Genomic DNA, 20,362 nt, shown 5'->3' with positions numbered 1-20,362 from the left:
AGTTGTAATGCAATATCGTTGTCCTCAATGTCAAAGCCCAAAAATTATGCCGGTTGCTCAAGCAGGGGCTCCAGCAACACGCCCTGTCGTGCCTAAAAGTCTGGTTTTTTTGGTTCCAGCCATTTTTGTATTATTACTTTTGGTGCTCATTAGCATCGCAATGTGGCTGTTCGGGGATGGCGCTGGCTCAACACTACAAATTGCAACGGTTGTGGTTTTCATCGTATGTGTGATTGCAGGTTTCCTGTTTTACCGCGACCTTCCTGATTTTAAGATTTCAATGCAAGGCTTCATGCAGTCTCAGAAAAAATGGAAATGCCGCGAGTGCGACCATGAGTGGGAAATCTAAGTTTTAACTTAGAACCCGCATCCAAAAAGGGAGTCTATGTACTCCCTTTTATCTGCTCAAAGAATAAATAATAATTATTATCACTTGTTAGTTTTTCTCGATATAATCAAAAACCTCATCTTACGAAATATTTTTAGGCCTAGTCTCTATGAAAAATGCTCTACTCTGCACACTCTTGTTCTGTTCAGTGTCTCAAGCACATGAACCCTACGTCGCTCCACTGGCGTATCACACTGAAAATACCCAAGTCCCTGTATTGAGCGCCTATGCGGAACAAGCCTTTCATCCTGAATATGCCCTAAAAGATATTTCATTCAGCGTTTTCCAACCAAACCAAACACAGAATACGATTCAAGCACAGAAGCACTTAGAATCTGCAACTGCATTTGATCTTAAGCTACCAGAAAAAGGCACCTATACCATTTTTGCCAAGACCTCATATCCAATTGAATATGTACAACATAATCGTCAATGGAAAATCTTTGCTGATGTCGCAGCAGATAAAGTCCCTGCCCTAAGCGAGCGTGACTATGTCATACCAAGTGACTTTAAAGGCAAAGTGCCAAGCAAGGTCTCTACGGTTCGCGAATGGAGCATTCAAAGCTATGTGAGCAAAGACAGCTCCTCACCTGTTGCTGTAACGCCAGCCCCAATTCAAGTCAACTTCAAAACCCATCCAAACCAAATCACAGTGCAACAGCCTGTACAACTGCAAATTACTCAAGCAAGCAAAGCCCTAGCGCATGCAGAACTCATGGTTCGCGCTCAAGGTGAGCTTGAGCAGCAAGCGAAAAGCACACCTGTCGACGCACAAGGCCATGCCACACTCACTTTTGCACAAGCTGGGCAATACCTGATTGAAGTGAGCGAAAAAGTCGATGCCAAAGCAAAACCTAAAAATCAGTATTACACCATTATCAGCGTACAAGTGAATGCCCCTAAAACGCCTTAAGAGGCTATTGCTAAGCATAAAAAACCAGCCCGAAGGCTGGTTTTCTAATTGAATTAACGGAAGCGTTAACCGCCAATTTTCTTGTATTTGGTCCGTTTTTGAACTGCAGCATCACCCAAACGCGCTAAACGATAGGCTTCATACTCAGCATAGTTACCTTCGTAGAATTCAGGCTGCTCGTTCTCAAATGACAAAATGTGCGTTGCAATACGGTCAAGGAACCAACGGTCGTGCGACACCACCATTACCGTACCTGGGAATACAAGAATTGCATCCTCAAGTGCACGTAAGGTTTCGATATCCAAGTCGTTCGATGGCTCATCCAGTAAGATGACGTTTGCGCCCATTTGCAGGATTTTCGCCAGTTGTAAACGGTTACGCTCACCACCTGACAACTCACCTACACGTTTCTGCTGGTCTTGACCTTTAAAGTTAAAGCGACCGATATAAGCACGTGATGCAATTTCATAATCGCCAATTCTTAAGATATCCAAACCACCAGAAACTTCTTCCCAAACAGTTTTGTTGTTATCTAAGGTGTCACGAATCTGACCCACATACGCTACTTTAACCGACTCACCCAAAGTCACTGTACCTGTATCTGGCTGTTGTTCACCAGTCATCATACGGAACAGTGTGGTTTTACCCGCACCGTTTGGACCCACGATACCCACAATTGCTGTAGGAGGTACAGTAAAGCTGAGGTTTTCGTACAGTACGCGACCATCAAATGATTTGCTAATGCCTTCCACTTCTACGACTTTATTACCTAGACGTGGGCCAGGTGGAATATAGATTTCAGAAGTTTCGTTACGCTGTTGGAATTCGCGTGAGTTAAGCTCTTCAAAACGCTCCATACGCGCTTTGTTTTTCTTTTGCTGACCTTTCGCATTTGAACGAACCCATTCAAGTTCTTTCTTCAATGCTTTAGCAAAAGACTCTTCTTGCTTGTTCTCTTGTTCTAGACGCGCATTCTTTTGCTCTAACCAAGAAGAATAGTTGCCTTGATATGGAATACCCATACCGCGGTCAAGCTCAAGAATCCATTCCGCCACGTTATCCAAGAAATAACGGTCGTGCGTAATCGCCACAATCGTGCCGGCAAAGTCTTTCAAGAAACGCTCTAACCAAGACACAGATTCTGCATCCAAGTGGTTCGTCGGTTCGTCTAGAAGTAACATGTCTGGCTTAGATAAAAGCAAACGACACAATGCAACACGACGACGCTCACCACCTGAAAGTAGTGTAACATCTGCATCCCAAGCTGGTAGATTCAAGGCAGCTGCAGCTTGATCCATTTGGTTGCTAAGGTTATGCGCATCCCATGAATGGATAATCGCTTCAAGTTTTTCTTGCTCTTTTGCCAATGCATCAAAGTCTGCATCTTCTGCTGCATATTCAGCAAATACTTCGTCCAAACGTGCCAAAGCATCCAATGGTTCGCGTAAACCATCTTCTACGTTTCCACGGACATCTTTATTTGGATCAAGTGGCGGCTCTTGTTCTAGGTAACCAATTTTGATACCCGGTTGCGCACGCGCTTCACCAGAGAAATCTTTGTCTACGCCCGCCATAATACGAAGCAAGGTCGATTTACCTGCACCGTTTAAACCAAGTACACCAATTTTTGCACCTGGGAAAAATGACAAAGAGATGTCTTTTAGGATTTCGCGCTTAGGCGGAACCATCTTAGACACTCGGTTCATCGTATAAATATATTGGGCCACGTAGGACTCCTCAATAGAAAACCAAAAAATCGCAAGAAGCGAAAAAATATTTGCGGGCATTATACGATGAATACGTTGAAAAAATAAGGCATGAAACCGATCTTCAATGCAATGTTACAACTTTCAGTGCGGTTATTTTTTAAACACCCTCTTTATCTCACTTTTTCGCAGACAAGAAGCTGTTCGTAACTCATCTTTATGAATTTTTTAGATAAATATTCATTATTTTCACACTTTAACTCATATTCATTGATGGTAGACTGTGCAATATTTAACTCACGCAGATGAAGTCCCATGACCTATAAAGATGAAACTTTGGCTATCCATGCTGGTTATAGCCCCGAAGCCACCACTAAAGCAGTGGCCGTACCTATTTATCAAACCACGTCTTATGCCTTTGATAATACGCAACATGGTGCCGATTTATTTGACCTAAAAGTCCAAGGCAATATTTATACCCGAATTATGAACCCAACCACAGCGGTGCTAGAACAACGATTAGCCGCACTCGAAGGGGGCATTGGTGCATTGGCCTTAGCCTCTGGCATGGCAGCCATTACTTATGCCATTCAAACCATTACCGAAGCAGGTGACAACATTGCTTCTGTTTCGACCTTGTACGGCGGCACCTATAACCTGTTTGCCCACACTCTACCGAAACAAGGTATCGATGTGCGTTTCTTTGATTATCAAGACCCTGAAGCCCTGCGTGATTTAATTGATGAAAAAACCAAGTTGGTTTTTGTTGAATCGATTGGCAATCCACTGGGCAATATTATCGACCTAGAAGCGATCGCCAAAATCGCACATGAATATGGTGTGCCTGTGGTGGTCGATAATACTGTCGCAACCCCCGCACTGCTGAAACCCTTTGAATATGGGGCGGATATTGTGGTGCATTCCCTGACCAAATATATTGGCGGGCATGGTAACTCGATTGGCGGCGCCATTGTCGACAGCGGTAAATTTCCTTGGGGCCAATATCCTGAGCGCTTTAAAGTACTAAATACGCCAGACCCAAGCTATCATGGCGTGAATTATGTCGAAGCTTTAGGCGAAGCAGCCTATATCGCACGTGCCCGTGTGGTGCCATTACGCAATACCGGTGCAGCCATTAGTCCATTAAGCGTGTTTTTGATTCTACAAGGCTTAGAAACGCTAAACCTACGTATGGAACGTCATACTGAAAATGCGCAGAAAGTCGCAGAATATTTACAAGCCCATCCTAAAGTAAAATGGGTCAACTATGCAGGACTCAAAGACCATCCTCAACACGGCTTGGCACAAAAATATGTCAAAGGGCAGCCTTCGGCGATTTTATCTTTTGGAGTACAAGATGGCCGCGAAGGTGGCACCCGCTTTATTGATGCTCTACAACTCTTCACTCGCTTGGTCAATATTGGTGATGCCAAAAGTCTGGCCTGCCACCCTGCCACCACCACACATCGCCAACTGAATGAAGCGGAATTAAAGTCTGCTGGAGTAAGTCTTGATATGGTGCGTTTATCTGTAGGTATTGAACATATTGATGATTTGATTGCAGATTTAGAGCAGGCCTTGGCTCAAGTCTAAAATACAGACCGCTAAACTTAAAACCTCAATCACATGATTGAGGTTTTTTATACGCTTGTCTTTTATATTGATAGCCCTTTCACTTCGCTTGGATTCGTGGTAAAAACAAGTAATTAGAACCAATAAAATAGAGTTTTTACTCTAAAATTATTTATTATTTCAATAACTTATGCCGTGATATTTTTAAGCAGTTTAGGTATTATACAGTGAAGGAAAGCAGCTACATTTCTTCGAAAATGCAGCCCAAATAATCGAATACAAAAACAGCCATAACCCTCAAATATTTGACTTAGATCAGGAATGATAACGTGAATTCAAGAATAGATAGACTTTTTAAAGAACGCGTAAATGGAAAAACCGTCTTAATTACAGGCGCTTCAAGTGGTATTGGTTTAACCGTTGCACACAAACTGGCTGATGCAGGAGCGCACGTCCTTTTAGTTTCGCGCACCAAAGAAACACTAGACGAAGTTAAAGCAGAAATCGAAGCCAAAGGTGGTTCAGCCTCTGTTTTTCCATGCGACTTAAATGATTTAGACTCGATTGATGAAGTCTCTAAGCAGATTTTAGCTTCAGTCGATCATATTGATATTTTAATTAATAACGCAGGTCGTTCGATCCGCCGTGCTGTACATGAGTCAGCAGAACGCTTCCACGACTTTGAACGCACCATGCAACTCAACTACTTTGGTGCTGTACGTTTAGTCATGAACATCCTGCCACAAATGATGATTCGTCGTGATGGGCATATTATTAACATTAGCTCGATTGGCGTATTGGCAAATGCCACTCGTTTCTCAGCTTATGTGGCGTCTAAAGCCGCACTAGATGCGTTCAGTCGCTGTCTTTCTGCCGAAGTGCATTCACATAAAATTGCGATTACTTCGGTTTATATGCCTTTGGTACGTACGCCAATGATTGCGCCGACGAAAATTTATAAATACGTCCCTACTCTTTCACCTGAACAAGCAGCAGATCTAGTTGCTTATGCGATTGTGAAACGTCCGAAGAAAGTCGCAACCAACTTAGGCCGTTTGGCATCAATCACTTATTCAATCGCACCAGACATCAATAATAAGCTCATGTCGATTGGTTATAACTTATTCCCAAGTTCTACCGCGTCTGTAGGCGAACAGCAAAAACTAAACTGGGTACAAAAAGCGTATGCACGCTTATTCCCAGGTGAACACTGGTAAGTTTTCTTACCATTTACCCAACCTTTGATCAAAGGTTGGGTAGCTAAATTTTTCACCACTCTTTTATAGTCCTTAATATTCGCTTAAGAAAAAAAGTTCACCATAAGAGCAACAATAAAAGGGGAAAAAGAAATGCAGGCACTTTATTTATTCAAGCTTTTTTGCTTCATCTTTGCTGCAATTACCGCTTTTAATCTATATACAGAACTTACCCTTTCTCATATTTCAATCTGGCAAGTGCTGATTCATGGCGGTTTGCTGATGATCTTGCTCGAATTTGGCTTGAAGAGCCAACGCGCACCACAACAGACTACCCCACTAACGAGTGAAATACGCTCACTCGAAACAGAAACTGGGCCAACTTCACACCCCCCAAGCACGTATAGCAATATTTTTTCAAAAATAGGTTTAATCTCCATTTTTTCCAGCCTGATTGCACAAAGCCTAATCAGTTAAGACTCATACTTTTTTTGTGGACAAAAGATAAAGACGACGTGACCCTTCTACTTTTTGTGTTATAAACAGCCGTCTTTTTTTATTTTGTGAATTTATGCGCGCTTTTACTTTCGTACTGCAATATGTGTGTATCGCCTTTGCGATTTATCTCTGCTACCGAGTAGGCAGTAGCCTGTATTTACAAGATTATGTGATGATGGATATCGTGGCCAATGTCGGGACGATTCTAATCTGTATCGATCTTGCTGTTTTCCTGTGGCATAGCTGTAGTACACAAGCCATAAGCCTCAAAGATTATGCCACTCGACTGGAACAACCCGCTCCAACTTTTGTCAAAGTTTGCCGAAAGCTTGGGCACTTTGGCATTATGCTGATTATCACCAGTTGGATCGTGCCCATCATCAACGGATAAAAGTAACCATAAAAAAACCTCCCACTTGGGAGGTTTTTTTATTCAAATCTTAAAGATTATTTCGAACCTTTAATCCCTGCTTGAAGTAACAATGCACCTAAACCACCAATTTTATTTTCTTGAGGTTTAGCCGTTTGCGGCTTCTTGTTTGTTTGAGCACGCTCGCCTTGCGGGCGTGCTTGTTGTGGACGTTTACCTTGTGGTTTACGTTCACTACGCTCTGTATTTTCACGACGTGGTTGACGTGGAGCTTTAGGCGCTTCAGCACCTTCAGGGCGCATCGACAAATTCACACGATTACGCTCAGCATCTACAGTGAGTACACGTACTTGCACAATTTGGCCCGGCTTCACCACTTTATGCGGATCTGCAACGAATTCATTCGCCAACTCTGAAATATGAACTAAACCATCTTGGTGTACACCAACATCCACAAAAGCACCGAAGTTCGTCACATTGGTCACAACACCTTCAAGCTGCATGCCTTCAGTCAGTTGCGCAACTTCCGTAATGTCTTCACGGAATTTTGCTGTACGGAACTCTGGACGCGGATCACGACCTGGTTTTTCCAGTTCAGACAGTACATCTTGAATGGTTGGTAGACCAAATTTTTCATCTGCAAATTCTTCAGCATTCACTTGGCGAATGATTTCAGAGTTACCAATGATATCTTTCACTGTCGTCGCTTTCGCTTCAACAATTTTACCGACCAGCGCATAAGACTCTGGGTGAACAGCAGAAGCATCCAATGGCTCTGAACCATCTTGAATACGTAAGAAACCAGCCGCTTGTTCAAAAGTACGCTCGCCTAAACGCGGCACTTTTTTCAAATCTTGGCGGTTGTCAAAACGGCCATTTTCTTTACGAAAATCGACAATTTGTTGCGCAATCGACTTATTCAAACCTGCGATATAACCCAAGATAGCAGATGATGCAGTATTAACATCCACACCCACTGAGTTCACACAGTCTTCAACGACCGCTTCAAGGGTTTTCGCTAAGCCCGTTTGGTTCACATCATGCTGGTACTGACCTACACCAATCGATTTTGGATCGATTTTCACCAGTTCAGCCAATGGGTCTTGTAAACGACGTGCAATCGACACTGCACCACGAATTGACACATCTAACTCTGGTAATTCCGCAGAAGCCAATTCGGACGCTGAATAAACCGATGCACCCGCTTCCGATACAGAAACACGGGTCAGTTTTAAATCACTGTTTGCTGCCATCATTTCAGCCACAACGCTTTCTGTTTCACGGCTTGCTGTACCATTGCCAATGGCAATCAGGTCAACATTGAACTCGCGGCATAAACGGGCAAGTTCTGCAATTGAACCCGCTTTATCATCTTTGGGTGCAAATGGATAAATCGTACTATGTGCAAGTACATCACCTGATGCATTTACCACAGCCAATTTCACCCCTGTACGGATGCCAGGGTCCACACCTAGGGTTGTACGTGCGCCCGCGGGTGCAGACAACAGCAAATGACGTAAGTTTTCAGCAAAAACATCCATTGCTTCAGATTCAGCTGCAAGACGTTTTTCGGTGAGCAACGAATGTTCGATACTTGGGCGAACTTTGCCTAACCAGAACAATTTAGCCGTTTGTTTTAAATAATCTTGACGTGCTTGCGGCTGTGCAGTTTCAAGATTGTATTCAGTTTCAATACGCGCCAATAGTGCATCATCTTCACCATCAACTTTTAAACCTAAAACGTTTTCTTGACGACCACGTAACATAGCCAATAAGCGGTGTGACGGGACTTTATTTAAATTTTCAGAAAAGTCGAAGTAATCGCGGAATTTTTTGCCAACTTCTTTTTTCTCATCACTTGCCACTAAACTTTTTAAAGTGGCCGTTTTTGCAAACGTGGCCTTAAGTTCAGTGGTCAGTGCAATGTTCTGCGCCCAGTCATCAATTAGAATATGTTGGATCGCATCCAACTGACTGTCTAGATCTGGATAATCTTCATGGCTAAAGTCTGCCAATGCTTCAGCTGGATCAACCGCTTCTGCAAAGACTTTTTCTGCAATCGGGCCTAAGCCTGCTTCTTTGGCTTTAAATGATTTACTGGTCCGTTTTGGACGGTACGGTGCGTAAATTTCTTCTAAGGCATTTTTAGTTTCAGCAGCATTTACACGTGCCAATAAATCATCAGACAATTTGTCTTGTTCTTTTAATGATTCGATTACCTTGTCGCGACGTTCAAATAAGTCACGTAAATAAGCCAAACGTGTATCGAGCTGACGTAACTGCGCATCATCTAAGCCTTGCGTGACTTCTTTACGGTAACGCGCAATAAATGGAACGCTAGCACCTTCATCAATCAACTTGATGGCAGCCTCGATTTGATTTGGACGTACGGCAATTTCTTTTGCCAACTGCTGAACTAAGTCAGTCATCGTATGTGATCCCACAAGGATATGTACTAAAAGCCATGATTATAAAGACCAAGACTATAAAATCCACAACTGTTTTTATTAATTTAATGGCTTAAATGTGACATATTTCAGGCAAATTTCATAAATCCATCTCATTTTCAGTGTTAAATCTTATTTTTAGGTATTCTTTGCCATTTTTTTCTATGGGCTAAGATGTATACATTTGGTATCTATGTCTTGATTTTACCTGCAATATTTGTTGCTTTAGAGCATAGTAAAGACATACAAATGAGTCGTATACTCAAGACTATCCCGACTTTTGTTTACGATGACAATAAAGAATAAAGGAGCACTTCAATGAGTTTAGTTGTACCTGCTGAAAAAACAGATGCTGTACATAGCGACGCAGATCGCGTTGAACGCATTTTAGTGGTAGATGACGATGTGCGCTTACGTACGCTACTCCAACGCTTTTTAGAAGATAAAGGCTTTGTGGTGAAAACAGCGCATGACGCAACCCAAATGGATCGTCTCTTACAACGCGAACTGTTTTCACTGATTGTGCTCGACTTCATGCTCCCTGTTGAAGATGGTTTAAGCATCTGTCGTCGTCTACGCCAATCCAATATTGATACGCCTATTATTATGCTCACCGCACGTGGTAGTGACTCAGACCGTATTGCAGGTCTAGAAGCGGGTGCAGATGACTATTTACCGAAACCATTTAATCCAAATGAGTTGTTAGCACGTATTCGCGCCGTACTGCGCCGCCAAGTTCGTGAAGTTCCAGGTGCACCAAGCCAACAAATGGAAGTGGTCAGCTTTGGGCCATGGTCACTTGATTTATCAACACGCACTCTAACGCGTGAAGGTCAAGTCGTGACCCTAACTACAGGTGAGTTTGCGGTACTGAAAGCCTTGGTACAACATCCACGTGAGCCTTTAACTCGCGACAAATTGATGAACCTTGCGCGTGGTCGTGAGTGGGGTGCAATGGAACGTTCGATTGATGTTCAAGTATCGCGCCTTCGTCGTCTTGTAGAAGAAAACCCTGCTCGCGCACGTTATATCCAAACGGTTTGGGGTGTGGGTTATGTGTTCGTTCCAGATGGCGCGGAATAATTCAAAACTGAAAAATACGGCTTCGGTCTTTTTAAGCTGAGTAGCAATAATCAGCACGACGGAGTCCTAAAATTAAGCTCAACTTTATCGATTAACCTGCGGTTCGCCTTACTTTTGTTTCGACAAAAGTAAGCAAAACCATTGTCATCTGCAAAACTCGGCATATTTCTGCATTTCAACATCATGCTCGCAGAAACTTTATAACATTCAGACCTCCTGCCTCGAACAATTGCAGATGACTTTTCGCGTATCGCATACCTGTCACCATTGAACTATGTCACTTACATAGAAACAGGAAATCACGTGAAACTCGAACCCATCGACCCTCAAAAATTTACAGATTACGAAGCGTATTCAGAACGGAAACGCACACGCTGGGAACGCTTTTTAGATAAAATCAAGCCGCGTTCTGCTGCCATGCGCACCACCGTACTGGTACTCTTCATTGTATTTTTCAGTTTATTTATGTCTTTGTGGTTCTTTTGGCGCACCTTATATCTTCCAGAAATTCAACAACATGCTCGTTATCTTGCTGTTGAAATAGAAATTCTCAACAACCCCGATTTACGGATTTATCATCAAAATACTGAAGTCGATGTCGATGACTGGCTAAGAAGTCGTGTTGGCATTGAATACGTCACCGATCCCAAAGAATATCCTAATGTCAAAGATAAGGTCATCGCCGAATTCTTTACCAACCAAATTGAAGCAAAGCTGGCCAAAGAATTAAAAGTCGAACATGCCACAGTATATTTCCAGTTTAAACCCAGCCCGCGCATTTGGATTCAAACCCCTGAAATGAACGGCAACTGGGTACGGGAACCACTGAAAACCTATGCCAACTACAGTCCTGAGCTAATTTTCGGCTGGTTACTCGGCGTACCACTTATTGCAGCAGCCATTATTTTAACCTTGGTTCGTCAGCTCAATCGCCCGCTGCGTCGTCTGCAAAATGCTGCCAACAGTTATAGTAAAACAGGCACAGCGCCGTATTTAGAGACCAATCACGGCCCCCAAGAAATTCGTGAGGTCAACCAAGCGTTTAATCACATGATTTACACCCTAGATCAGACTGAACGTGACCGCCGGATTATGTTGGCAGGGATTTCACATGACTTACGCACCCCACTGACTCGTATTCGACTCAGTGCAGAAATGATGCCCGATGATGATTTTTTAAAAGAAGGACTGATTTATGACGTTGAAGATATGGATGCGATCTTAAATCAGTTCATTTCCTATATGCGTGATGGTTCGGATGAGGAAATCCAAGACACCGATTTAAATATGCTGTTACAAGAATTGGTGGTGCAATTCAAACCGCTGGATATTCGTTTTGAACCCGCTGAATTACCGATTATTCAGGCACGTAGTCTGTCTCTTAAACGCCTGATTGGTAACTTGATTAATAATTCAAAACGCTACGGTGCTGAGCCGATTGAACTTTCCGCAACAGTGGAAAATGAACATATTTTAATTAGCGTAGCAGACCATGGTGAAGGCATTCCTGACGATCAAATTGAAGAACTTATGCAACCTTTTGTTCGCGGCAATGAAGCCAGAACAGTCCAAGGCAGTGGTTTAGGTCTCGCCATTGTGAAACGCATTGTCGACATCCACCAAGGCCAACTGGCCATTCATAATCGTGAACAAGGCGGACTTGAAGCAATTATTTCGCTGCCTCTTCATCACAATCAAGATGCTGAAATTTCCAGCAACAACCCACTCGAAAAATTAAAGCAAACCTTGGTTGAGCATTTTTAAACTTTGTACAATAGTTGATCAAACGATTTTATTCAACTATTCAACAATTTAATTTTACCAAATATATTTCAACCACTTACAAACCATCAGAATCCCTTATACCCACATTTTTTCAAAAAATTAGACCTTAGCCTAACAGGTATGCACAATGTCGTTCTTGATCGGTACAATCGGTGCCAGATCCAGAATATTAACGAGAGTAAACCATGTCTTTAGATCGTATCCGTTTAGCTTCACTTCACGATAAAGTCATCAGTGCAGAAGAAGCGTCTGCTTTTATTGAAGATGGCATGACTGTAGGTATGAGTGGCTTCACTCGTGCTGGCGAAGCGAAAGCTGTACCTTTGGCATTGGTTAAACGTGCACACACAAATCCTTTAAAAATCACATTAATTACTGGTGCTTCTTTAGGTAATGACCTAGACAAGCAATTGACTGAAGCGGGTGTATTGGCACGTCGTTTACCGTTCCAAGTGGACAACACTTTACGTAAAGCTATCAACAATGGCGAAGTGATGTTCATTGACCAACACTTGTCTGAAACTGTTGAGCAAATGCGTAACCTTCAGTTGAAAAAGCCAGATGTAGCTATCATTGAAGCGGTTGCGATTACTGAAGATGGCGGCATCATTCCAACAACATCTGTGGGCAACTCTGCAAGCTTCGCAATTTTTGCAGAAAAAGTGATTGTTGAAATCAACACCAACTTAAGCCCTGCATTTGAAGGCTTACACGATATTTACATCCCAACTTACCGTCCAACACGTCAACCGATTCCATTGACTCAAGTGGATGAGCGTATTGGTACGCACGCGATCAATATCGACCCTGCAAAAATCGTGGGTATCGTCATCAACAACGACTTACACGATTCTCCATCGACTGTAACTGCGCCAGATGATGAAACTCAAGGCATTGCAGATCACTTAATCGCATTCTTTGAAAAAGAAGTAGCTGAAGAGCGTCTACCGAAAAACTTAGGCCCATTACAAGCAGGGATTGGCTCAATTGCCAATGCTGTACTTACAGGCCTTAAAGATTCGAACTTCGAAGACCTCGTCATGTACTCAGAAGTGTTGCAAGACTGTACTTTCGAATTGATTGATGCAGGTAAAATGAAGTTTGCTTCAGGTTCATCAATTACCCTTTCTGCAAAATACGGCGAGAAAGTATTTAATAACCTTGAAGCGTACAAAGATAAATTGGTTTTACGTCCGCAAGAAATTTCGAACCACCCTGAATTGGTTCGTCGTTTAGGTATTATCGGCATCAACACTGCACTTGAATTTGACATTTACGGTAACGTGAACTCAACTCACGTTTGCGGTACGAAAATGATGAACGGTATCGGTGGTTCAGGTGACTTCGCACGTAATGCACACTTGGCAATCTTCGTGACCAAATCAATTGCAAAAGGTGGCGACATCTCTTCAATCGTACCGTTTGCGTCGCATATCGATCACGCAGAACATGATGTTGACATCCTGGTAACAGAACAAGGTTTGGCTGACCTGCGTGGTTTAGCACCACGTGAGCGTGCTCGTGCGATTATCGACAACTGTGCACACCCACTGTACCGTGATGCATTAAATGACTACTTTGATCGTTCATGTGCAAAAGGTGGTCATACACCTCACCTTCTTCGTGAAGCGTTGTCTTGGCATTCTAACTTTGAAGAAACAGGCCACATGCTTCCTGTTCAAGCAGAAGCAAAATCTGCTTAATTTAAAGTTTAAGAAAAGCGCCCTCTTGGGCGTTTTTTTATGTCTGATGAAAAGTGTAATAAAACACTTATCAAAATAAAAAAACTCAATTAATCTAAAGGCATCCAAAAAATAAAAATGCCAAGCTCATGTTCATTATTCGCCCCTATCTCGAAACAGATTTAGAAGACGTCATTGCACTTTGGGAGGTATGTGACCTCACTCGCCCTTGGAACAACCCTGAAATTGATATTTTTAGAAAAACCGCACAAAAAGATGGTTTATTTTTATTGGCGGTTAAAGATGAACAACTCATCGCCACCTTGATGGGTGGTTATGATGGCCATCGCGGCTGGATTAATTATTTGGCAGTACATCCACACTTTCAACGCAATGGGGTCGCAACTGCACTCATACAGCAGCTCGAGAAGCGCCTGATTGCGTTAGGTTGCCCCAAACTACAACTGCTTGTACGTAAAGAAAATATCGACGTGCAAAGCTTCTATGAGCAGCTAGGCTATGAGGAAATCGAAGTCGTGTGCTTTGGTAAACGTCTGATTGCCGATTAAGCTCAGACACTCAATGCGCCAATACAGGTAGACGACCCAATCTTAAAAAAATTGGAAATTTAAGCGCAAAGACTTGGTTCGCGTGATCATCCAACGCAAAGAATGCTTTGAACTCATATAAGGGGTCATCTGAATTTTTCGCTCGATAATGTTTCAGTGCAGACCATGTATTTAAATAATCCAACAATTGAGCAGCAGACCATTGAAATGACATCAACAATTCAGGCGTCGCTATTTCCTCAAAGTGAAAAGGAATGGTTTGGTAGGCCTCGTCGATATAACGTCTTTCGGCATCCCAATAGCCTGTCAAAGTCTTAAAATAAAGTCGCTCAGTACAGCCCTGTAACTCAGGTTGCTGCAGCTGAATTAAACCATAGCCAATGACCGCAAAAATGCCTTCAGGTCGTAAAGTCCGCCGCACTTCTGCATAAAAACCATCAAAATCAAACCAATGAATGGCTTGAGCCACCGTGATTAAATCAAAACTCTGCTCGGCAAAACTGGTGTGCTCTGCGGATTGGACCTGATAACTGACATTTTCAAAATAAGGTGCATGTTGTAACTGATGAGCACTGATATCTGTCGCCACCACGGCATCAAAATGCGGCGCCAACAATTGAGTCAATTGCCCCGACCCTGCGCCACAGTCCCATGCAAATTGAGGAGTCTCCACATGCTTGAGTATTTCTTGAATCAAACTCGCTGGATAACTCGGACGTGCGAGTTGATAAAGCTGACTTCCCGATGAAAAGCGGTCTTTCATAAGCCATTCTCAGTCTTATTTTTGACTCAAAATTAGCACATTTTCCATTAACCAAAGCATGATGTTGTCCAACATCTTATACAATCCTACTTTTCATAAGAAAAAAAAAAGCCCAAACATTGTTTGAGACTTTTTTGAATATGGTGGCGAGACCCAGGATCGAACTGGGGACACACGGATTTTCAATCCGTTGCTCTACCTACTGAGCTATCACGCCGATGCCGTGTATTAAGCCGTATCTCAGATGAATAGTCAATAAAAATCATCACTTTTTTATTTGATCGGATAAATTTCAGACAAAAAAAATCCCTGATGGGATCAGGGATTGAAATCTTTAAATAAGATTTTGAATATGGTGGCGAGACCCAGGATCGAACTGGGGACACACGGATTTTCAATCCGTTGCTCTACCTACTGAGCTATCACGCCGATGTCGCGTATTAAACAGTTTAAGCGAAGCAGCGTCAAGTCCGTTTTCAAAAAAATCATTTGAGTGTTTACTTTTACAGCAAACCCAGCACCCTTCGTACATTTTTTGAGTCATTCTTTGTACTTAGAGCGCGTCACCATCACTATTCATGAAAAAAAGCAGCCCAAAGACTGCTTTAAAAAAGCTTAAATTTTACCAATGTGCTCTAAGCAACGGTGAATCGCACCACAACCCGGCTCGAATACTTTGACACCTTTGGCTTCTTCCATACGACAGACTTCTTCAACCAGCCGCTCCGCAACCCCTCGTCCACGGTTAGCAGGATGTACTACGATGTATTCTAAGGTTTTATTTTCACCCTGCCCACTACACCAAATGGCACCAATGACTTTAGTATTAAATTCTGCGGTGTAAAGTAAGGTATACTGAGCTAGATTTTGCTCAAGTTGTTCTACGGCATCATGCCCATCGCCAAATTCAGGACTGGTGTCGTACAGTCGCTCTAGCTGGCTGCGCAACTCTTCTTTTTCCAGTGAAGTATAAGCGTGTACGGTAATAGGCATTGATAAACCCTCCTGAGCAATCTAATATGCGGTGACTTCGTTACGGCGAAACATTTTACATCAATTATTTGACGTCTTTGAGGAACGTGTCTATGACAGAACGTATCAGTGAAGTGGTAAGAAATACCAACGAAACCAAAATTCGAGTTCGTGTAAACCTCGATGGTACGGGTCAAGGCACGCTCAACACAGGTATTCCCTTTTTAGATCATATGATTGATCAAATCAAGCGACATGGCTTATTTGATATTGATATTGAATGTGATGGTGACTTGGAAATTGATGATCACCACACGGTTGAAGACTGTGGTATCACGCTTGGACAGGCTTTTGCCAAAGCTTTAGGCGACAAAAAAGGTTTACGTCGTTACGGTCATTTTTATGCACCGTTAGATGAATCTTTAAGCCGTGCTGTGGTGGACTTATCAGGCCGTCCGGGTTTATTTATGGATATTCCATTTACCCGTGCCATGATTGGTCGTTTTGATGTGGATCTATTCTCTGAGTTTTTCCAAGGCTTTGTGAACCATGCGCTCATGACGGTACACATTGATAACCTCAAAGGTAAAAATAGCCACCACCAAATTGAAAGTGTGTTCAAAGCGTTTGCGCGTGCACTTCGTATGGCCTGTGAAATTGACCCACGTGCAACCAACACCATTGCTTCAACCAAAGGTAGTTTGTAATGACCCGTATTGCCCTTCTTGACTATGGTATGGGTAACCTACACTCAGCAGCAAAAGCGCTTGAGCATGTTGGTGCAACGGTCGATGTGACCAATGATCCCAAGTTAGTGGCTCAAGCTGATAAAATTGTATTCCCCGGCGTAGGTGCTATGCGTGACTGTATGCAAGGCATGCATGAAGCAGGGATTGATGAAGTCGTTCGCCATGCGGCATTTAATAAGCCTGTATTAGCGATTTGTGTCGGTATGCAAGCGCTGATGCAATGCTCTGAAGAAAATGGAGGAGTGGATGCTCTCGGTATTTTTGAAGGAAGCGTGAAACGCTTTCCTGATGTAGACGGCTTGAAAGTACCCCATATGGGTTGGAACCAAGTTCATCAGGCTGATCCGAGTCATCCAATGTGGAAAGACATTGAGCAAGATGCACGTTTCTACTTCGTGCACAGCTTCTATGTTGAACCGAAGAACTCTGGCATTGTGGCTGCAACTTGTGACTATGGTTTAGAGTTCTGTACCGCGATTCACCAAGAAAATTTGTTTGCGACCCAGTTCCACCCTGAAAAAAGTCATACCGCAGGTTTACAACTGCTGAAAAACTTTGTGGAATGGAAAATCTAACTCACGCCTAGATGTGTTCGATTTTAAAAAGCTCAACTTCGGTTGGGCTTTTGTTTATCCAAAATTGATGCATCTAGGCTCAAAATCAATCAGAAACAGCTTAAGTAAATGAGGCGTGTAACCTCACTCCTGTACCCTTCAATGTATAAAATCTTTGCTTTACAGCAGACTACTGTACTCAAGATGGCTGAGATGCCTTTTCATTGTCACCAAATTTGATTATGATTTGCCTGCTTTTTAGACATTTTTATTTATAAAAAACTTAATTTACAACGATAAGGTAAGTCACTATGACTCAATATGTACAAGAATCTGCGCTGAATGCCGCAGGTCGTTTCGGACGTTTTTCATATCTCGCATGGAACTGTCTACTTGCCATTGTAGCTGCGATTATCATTGGTATTTTTGCCGTGATTTTTCCAACAACTTTCATCAATATGGAAACAGGTAACTTTGGTGGCGGCATGATTTTTCTTGCTGTGATTTATATTGCAATCTTCTATTTCACCTTCGTATTTACCATTCGTCGCCTACATGACCGCAACCATACGGGCTGGTTATCACTGTTGATGTTGGTGCCTCTTGCCAACGTGATCCTAATGCTATACCTGATTTTCGCACCGGGTGATGATCGCAGCAACAGCTATGGCTCACCACGCCCAACCGCAGGTTGGGAAGCTGTTTTGGCGTGGATTTATATCCTACTTTTTGTCGTTGGTATTTTAGCGGCAATTGCTCTGCCTTCTTATCAAAGCTATATACAGCGTGCAAATCAATCACAAATCGAAATGCAACAACAATAAAAAAACTTCAACCTTCATCGATTGAACTTAAAACCTGCTTCTCGCAGGTTTTATTTTGCCTTTAAAATCAAAAACCACTAGTCTGAGATAAAAGCATGCCTTAGATATAACATGAATAATTCCCTACCCAGTCTCCCTATCCCCAACAAAGAACAAATTCGAATTTTGCCTCGTTTTCAAAATTTGCCAATGCAAGCGATTCATGTCATTCAAAACTTAGAGCAGTGTGAAGCAATCCGTGCTGAACTGGAACAGATTTCTATCTTCGGTTTTGACAGCGAGTCCAAACCGACCTTTCAAGTAGGAGAAGTTTCCACGGGCCCGCATTTAATTCAACTGGCCAGCGTCGAGCATGCTTATTTGTTTCAAATGAATCCACCCATTTGGAACTTCCTTGCGCCATTTTTGGCGAATCCGGCCCAACTCAAAGTGGGTTTTGGTTTAAAAAATGATGCCCATCTGTTCCGCAAAAAAGGTTTGGAGCTCAAAGGCGTGGTTGAGCTGTCAAAATGCTTTGCCAGCTTTGGTTTGACCAACCCTGTTGGCATTAAAAATGCCATCGCCCTGCTGTTTCGGCTCAACTTCCCGAAAAGCAAAAAAGTCAGCACTTCAAATTGGGCAAGGAAGATACTCACGCCTGAACAAGTTGACTATGCTGCTGCAGATGCCTATGCCGCGTTGTTGGTTTTTGAAGAATTGCGGCGTTTAGAGCGACTCCCAAAAGATATTTCTAAAGAATTAGAGAAAACAACAAAACCTTGTCGTCATGAAAAGCTGTAACAGATGCTTAGAAAATTGCCAATACTTTGCTAAGATGACGGACATTGATTTTATTTAAGATTTGGCTAGGAGCGAAAGCATGCTGATCATCCCTGCAATTGACCTGAAAGATGGCAAATGTGTTCGTTTAAAACAAGGTCGTATGGAAGACGATACGGTTTTTTCTGATGATCCTGTTGCAACTGCACAGCACTGGGTAAATGAAGGCGCGCGTCGCTTACATTTGGTCGATTTAAATGGTGCTTTCGCTGGTACGCCAATTCATAAACCTGTGGTTGAAGCCATTGCTCGCGCACAACCTGAACTGCCAATTCAAATTGGCGGCGGTATTCGTTCACTAGAAACCATTGAACACTACTTAGAAGCGGGTGTGTCTTTTGTCATTATTGGCACCAAAGCTGTTCAAGATCCTGAGTTTGTAGAAGAAGCATGTAAGAAATTTGCAGGTCATATCATTGTCGGCATTGATGCCATGAATGGCATGGTGGCCACCGATGGCTGGGCCAATGTGACCGATGTGAAAGCAACCGATTTGGCCAAACGTTTTGCCGATGCGGGCGTATCGAGCATTGTCTATACTGACATTGCACGTGACGGGATGATGCAGGGTGTGAACGTTGAGCAAACTGTTCAATTGGCGCAGTATTCTGGCCTACCTGTGATTGCATCAGGTGGTGTGACCAACCTTGATGACGTACGTAACCTCAAAGGTCAACCGGGTATTTTGGGTGCAATTACCGGTCGTGCGATTTATGAAGGCAGTTTAAACCTACGTGAAGCACAATTGCTGTTAGATGAACAATCGTTCTAATTGTAGAATTTAAAAAAGAGGTCTTTTGACCTCTTTTTTATGCGCTAAATATCAGTATGTAAAATCTGCATCTTATTTAATAAATCGCATTACGAATAAATTTTAACGGTACAGTTCCACGGTTGATATATTGGTATTCGATGGCACTCGAAAACACAATCGACTCACCTACACCTAAGACTTTCATGTCACCTGCCAAATCCAAAGTTAACTCCCCCTCCATCACATAGAGCATCTCGCGCCAACCGACTGGGTCAGGTTCTGCACTATAGTGTTCATTTGGGGCAAGTACCCATGTCCACAGTTCAACTTTTTGTGTTGCTGCCGCTGAAGCCATTAATTTTGCTTCACTGTGTGCTTGTGTGCCCTGCCAAGCCAGAACGTTGACGACCGCTTGACCTTGCTGCTCAGGCGCAGCAATGATCTGTACAAAATCGACCTCAAGCACATCGGCAATCAAGCTGAGTTTCGCCAAACTAATATTGTCCTGTCCTGATTCAACCCCAGCCACCATGCGACGGCTTAAACCAGCCAAATCCGCCAATTGTTGCTGGCTCAGGCCTTTTAAGCTTCGATAATGACGCACATTTTGACTGACGTGTTGTAGTACCGCAGGAGACTTCATAAAGTTCAATCAAAAAAATATTGAGCAATATATTGCACATAAAAACAAAGCATGACAAGCTATGTGCAATATATT

The 20,362-nt window shown here is 42.8% G+C and carries 20 protein-coding genes and 2 tRNA genes; 15 read left to right on the top strand and 7 right to left on the bottom strand.

Annotated features, from left to right (window positions below; all coding sequences use genetic code 11):
• Positions 1-7 precede the first annotated feature (7 nt).
• Positions 8-349, top strand: a complete 342-nt coding sequence (locus tag AC0KVP_RS01260; RefSeq protein ID WP_010327661.1) for a membrane protein — start codon at positions 8-10, stop codon at positions 347-349.
• 148 nt (positions 350-497) lie between these two features.
• Positions 498-1,301: a DUF4198 domain-containing protein gene (locus AC0KVP_RS01255; protein ID WP_473338371.1), complete on the top strand. Its 804-nt coding sequence runs from the start codon at positions 498-500 to the stop codon at positions 1,299-1,301.
• A gap of 65 nt (positions 1,302-1,366) precedes the next feature.
• On the opposite strand, the gene ettA is transcribed toward AC0KVP_RS01255, so the two are convergent.
• On the bottom strand, positions 1,367-3,028 hold the full coding sequence (gene ettA, locus AC0KVP_RS01250) for an energy-dependent translational throttle protein EttA (protein ID WP_004691537.1): 1,662 nt from the start codon (positions 3,026-3,028) through the stop codon (positions 1,367-1,369).
• A 294-nt stretch (positions 3,029-3,322) separates the two neighbouring features.
• Between ettA and AC0KVP_RS01245 the strand changes: the two genes are divergently transcribed.
• The 4 genes from AC0KVP_RS01245 (at position 3,323) to AC0KVP_RS01230 (ending at position 6,664) form a co-directional block, all read left to right on the top strand.
• Entirely contained in the window at positions 3,323-4,600 is a 1,278-nt protein-coding gene (locus AC0KVP_RS01245) for an O-acetylhomoserine aminocarboxypropyltransferase/cysteine synthase family protein (protein ID WP_473338368.1), read from the top strand.
• 308 nt (positions 4,601-4,908) lie between these two features.
• On the top strand, positions 4,909-5,796 hold the full coding sequence (locus tag AC0KVP_RS01240; protein ID WP_126035024.1) for an SDR family NAD(P)-dependent oxidoreductase: 888 nt from the start codon (positions 4,909-4,911) through the stop codon (positions 5,794-5,796).
• A 132-nt stretch (positions 5,797-5,928) separates the two neighbouring features.
• Entirely contained in the window at positions 5,929-6,252 is a 324-nt protein-coding gene (locus tag AC0KVP_RS01235; protein ID WP_473338363.1) for a hypothetical protein, read from the top strand.
• A gap of 94 nt (positions 6,253-6,346) precedes the next feature.
• Positions 6,347-6,664, top strand: a complete 318-nt coding sequence (locus tag AC0KVP_RS01230; RefSeq protein WP_473338361.1) for a hypothetical protein — start codon at positions 6,347-6,349, stop codon at positions 6,662-6,664.
• Between the two features lie 56 nt (positions 6,665-6,720).
• Here AC0KVP_RS01230 and AC0KVP_RS01225 read toward each other — a convergent pair whose 3' ends face one another.
• On the bottom strand, positions 6,721-9,072 hold the full coding sequence (locus tag AC0KVP_RS01225; protein ID WP_473338358.1) for a Tex family protein: 2,352 nt from the start codon (positions 9,070-9,072) through the stop codon (positions 6,721-6,723).
• A gap of 336 nt (positions 9,073-9,408) precedes the next feature.
• Here AC0KVP_RS01225 and ompR point away from each other — a divergent pair, with 336 nt between their 5' ends.
• The 4 genes from ompR to AC0KVP_RS01205 all read left to right on the top strand — a co-directional run bounded on the left by ompR (position 9,409) and on the right by AC0KVP_RS01205 (position 14,209).
• Positions 9,409-10,173: an osmolarity response regulator transcription factor OmpR gene (ompR, locus tag AC0KVP_RS01220; protein WP_004691545.1), complete on the top strand. Its 765-nt coding sequence runs from the start codon at positions 9,409-9,411 to the stop codon at positions 10,171-10,173.
• Between the two features lie 303 nt (positions 10,174-10,476).
• The gene (locus AC0KVP_RS01215) at positions 10,477-11,937 is read left to right on the top strand and encodes an ATP-binding protein (protein WP_005401377.1); all 1,461 of its coding nucleotides are present in this window, start codon (positions 10,477-10,479) and stop codon (positions 11,935-11,937) included.
• Positions 11,938-12,143: 206 nt separating this feature from the next.
• Positions 12,144-13,661 carry an acetyl-CoA hydrolase/transferase family protein gene (locus AC0KVP_RS01210; RefSeq protein ID WP_004978127.1) on the top strand — a complete coding sequence of 506 codons (1,518 nt, stop codon included), beginning with the start codon at positions 12,144-12,146 and terminating at the stop codon, positions 13,659-13,661.
• A 128-nt stretch (positions 13,662-13,789) separates the two neighbouring features.
• Positions 13,790-14,209, top strand: a complete 420-nt coding sequence (locus AC0KVP_RS01205; RefSeq protein WP_004691549.1) for a GNAT family acetyltransferase — start codon at positions 13,790-13,792, stop codon at positions 14,207-14,209.
• 10 nt (positions 14,210-14,219) lie between these two features.
• On the opposite strand, the gene AC0KVP_RS01200 is transcribed toward AC0KVP_RS01205, so the two are convergent.
• The 4 genes from AC0KVP_RS01200 to AC0KVP_RS01185 all read right to left on the bottom strand — a co-directional run bounded on the left by AC0KVP_RS01200 (position 14,220) and on the right by AC0KVP_RS01185 (position 15,965).
• On the bottom strand, positions 14,220-14,972 hold the full coding sequence (locus tag AC0KVP_RS01200) for a methyltransferase domain-containing protein (RefSeq protein WP_473338354.1): 753 nt from the start codon (positions 14,970-14,972) through the stop codon (positions 14,220-14,222).
• 141 nt (positions 14,973-15,113) lie between these two features.
• Positions 15,114-15,189 (bottom strand) — tRNA-Phe (locus AC0KVP_RS01195).
• Between the two features lie 136 nt (positions 15,190-15,325).
• Positions 15,326-15,401 (bottom strand) — tRNA-Phe (locus AC0KVP_RS01190).
• Positions 15,402-15,587: 186 nt separating this feature from the next.
• Positions 15,588-15,965: a GNAT family N-acetyltransferase gene (locus AC0KVP_RS01185; RefSeq protein ID WP_004691552.1), complete on the bottom strand. Its 378-nt coding sequence runs from the start codon at positions 15,963-15,965 to the stop codon at positions 15,588-15,590.
• 92 nt (positions 15,966-16,057) lie between these two features.
• On the opposite strand from AC0KVP_RS01185, the gene hisB reads away from it, so the two are divergent.
• From hisB to hisA, 5 genes are all read left to right on the top strand, one after another.
• Positions 16,058-16,651, top strand: a complete 594-nt coding sequence (gene hisB, locus AC0KVP_RS01180; RefSeq protein WP_004691554.1) for an imidazoleglycerol-phosphate dehydratase HisB — start codon at positions 16,058-16,060, stop codon at positions 16,649-16,651.
• Positions 16,651-17,268, top strand: coding sequence for an imidazole glycerol phosphate synthase subunit HisH (gene hisH / locus AC0KVP_RS01175; RefSeq protein ID WP_062032205.1), 618 nt, complete (start codon positions 16,651-16,653; stop codon positions 17,266-17,268). The genes hisB and hisH overlap by 1 nt, the downstream gene beginning before the upstream one ends.
• 290 nt (positions 17,269-17,558) lie before the next feature.
• Positions 17,559-18,071 (top strand): DUF805 domain-containing protein, encoded by a 513-nt coding sequence (locus AC0KVP_RS01170; protein ID WP_473338351.1) that lies wholly within the window; start codon positions 17,559-17,561, stop codon positions 18,069-18,071.
• Positions 18,072-18,182: 111 nt separating this feature from the next.
• Positions 18,183-18,851 carry a 3'-5' exonuclease gene (locus tag AC0KVP_RS01165; protein ID WP_151836177.1) on the top strand — a complete coding sequence of 223 codons (669 nt, stop codon included), beginning with the start codon at positions 18,183-18,185 and terminating at the stop codon, positions 18,849-18,851.
• 79 nt (positions 18,852-18,930) lie between these two features.
• Positions 18,931-19,662 (top strand): 1-(5-phosphoribosyl)-5-[(5-phosphoribosylamino)methylideneamino]imidazole-4-carboxamide isomerase, encoded by a 732-nt coding sequence (gene hisA, locus AC0KVP_RS01160; RefSeq protein WP_159152670.1) that lies wholly within the window; start codon positions 18,931-18,933, stop codon positions 19,660-19,662.
• A 76-nt stretch (positions 19,663-19,738) separates the two neighbouring features.
• On the opposite strand, the gene AC0KVP_RS01155 is transcribed toward hisA, so the two are convergent.
• Positions 19,739-20,287, bottom strand: coding sequence for a helix-turn-helix domain-containing protein (locus tag AC0KVP_RS01155; RefSeq protein ID WP_419272312.1), 549 nt, complete (start codon positions 20,285-20,287; stop codon positions 19,739-19,741).
• Positions 20,288-20,362 lie beyond the last annotated feature (75 nt).

The organism is Acinetobacter sp. DL27 (genome assembly GCF_055810995.1).
This window is presented reverse-complemented; position numbering and strand designations above follow the sequence as displayed.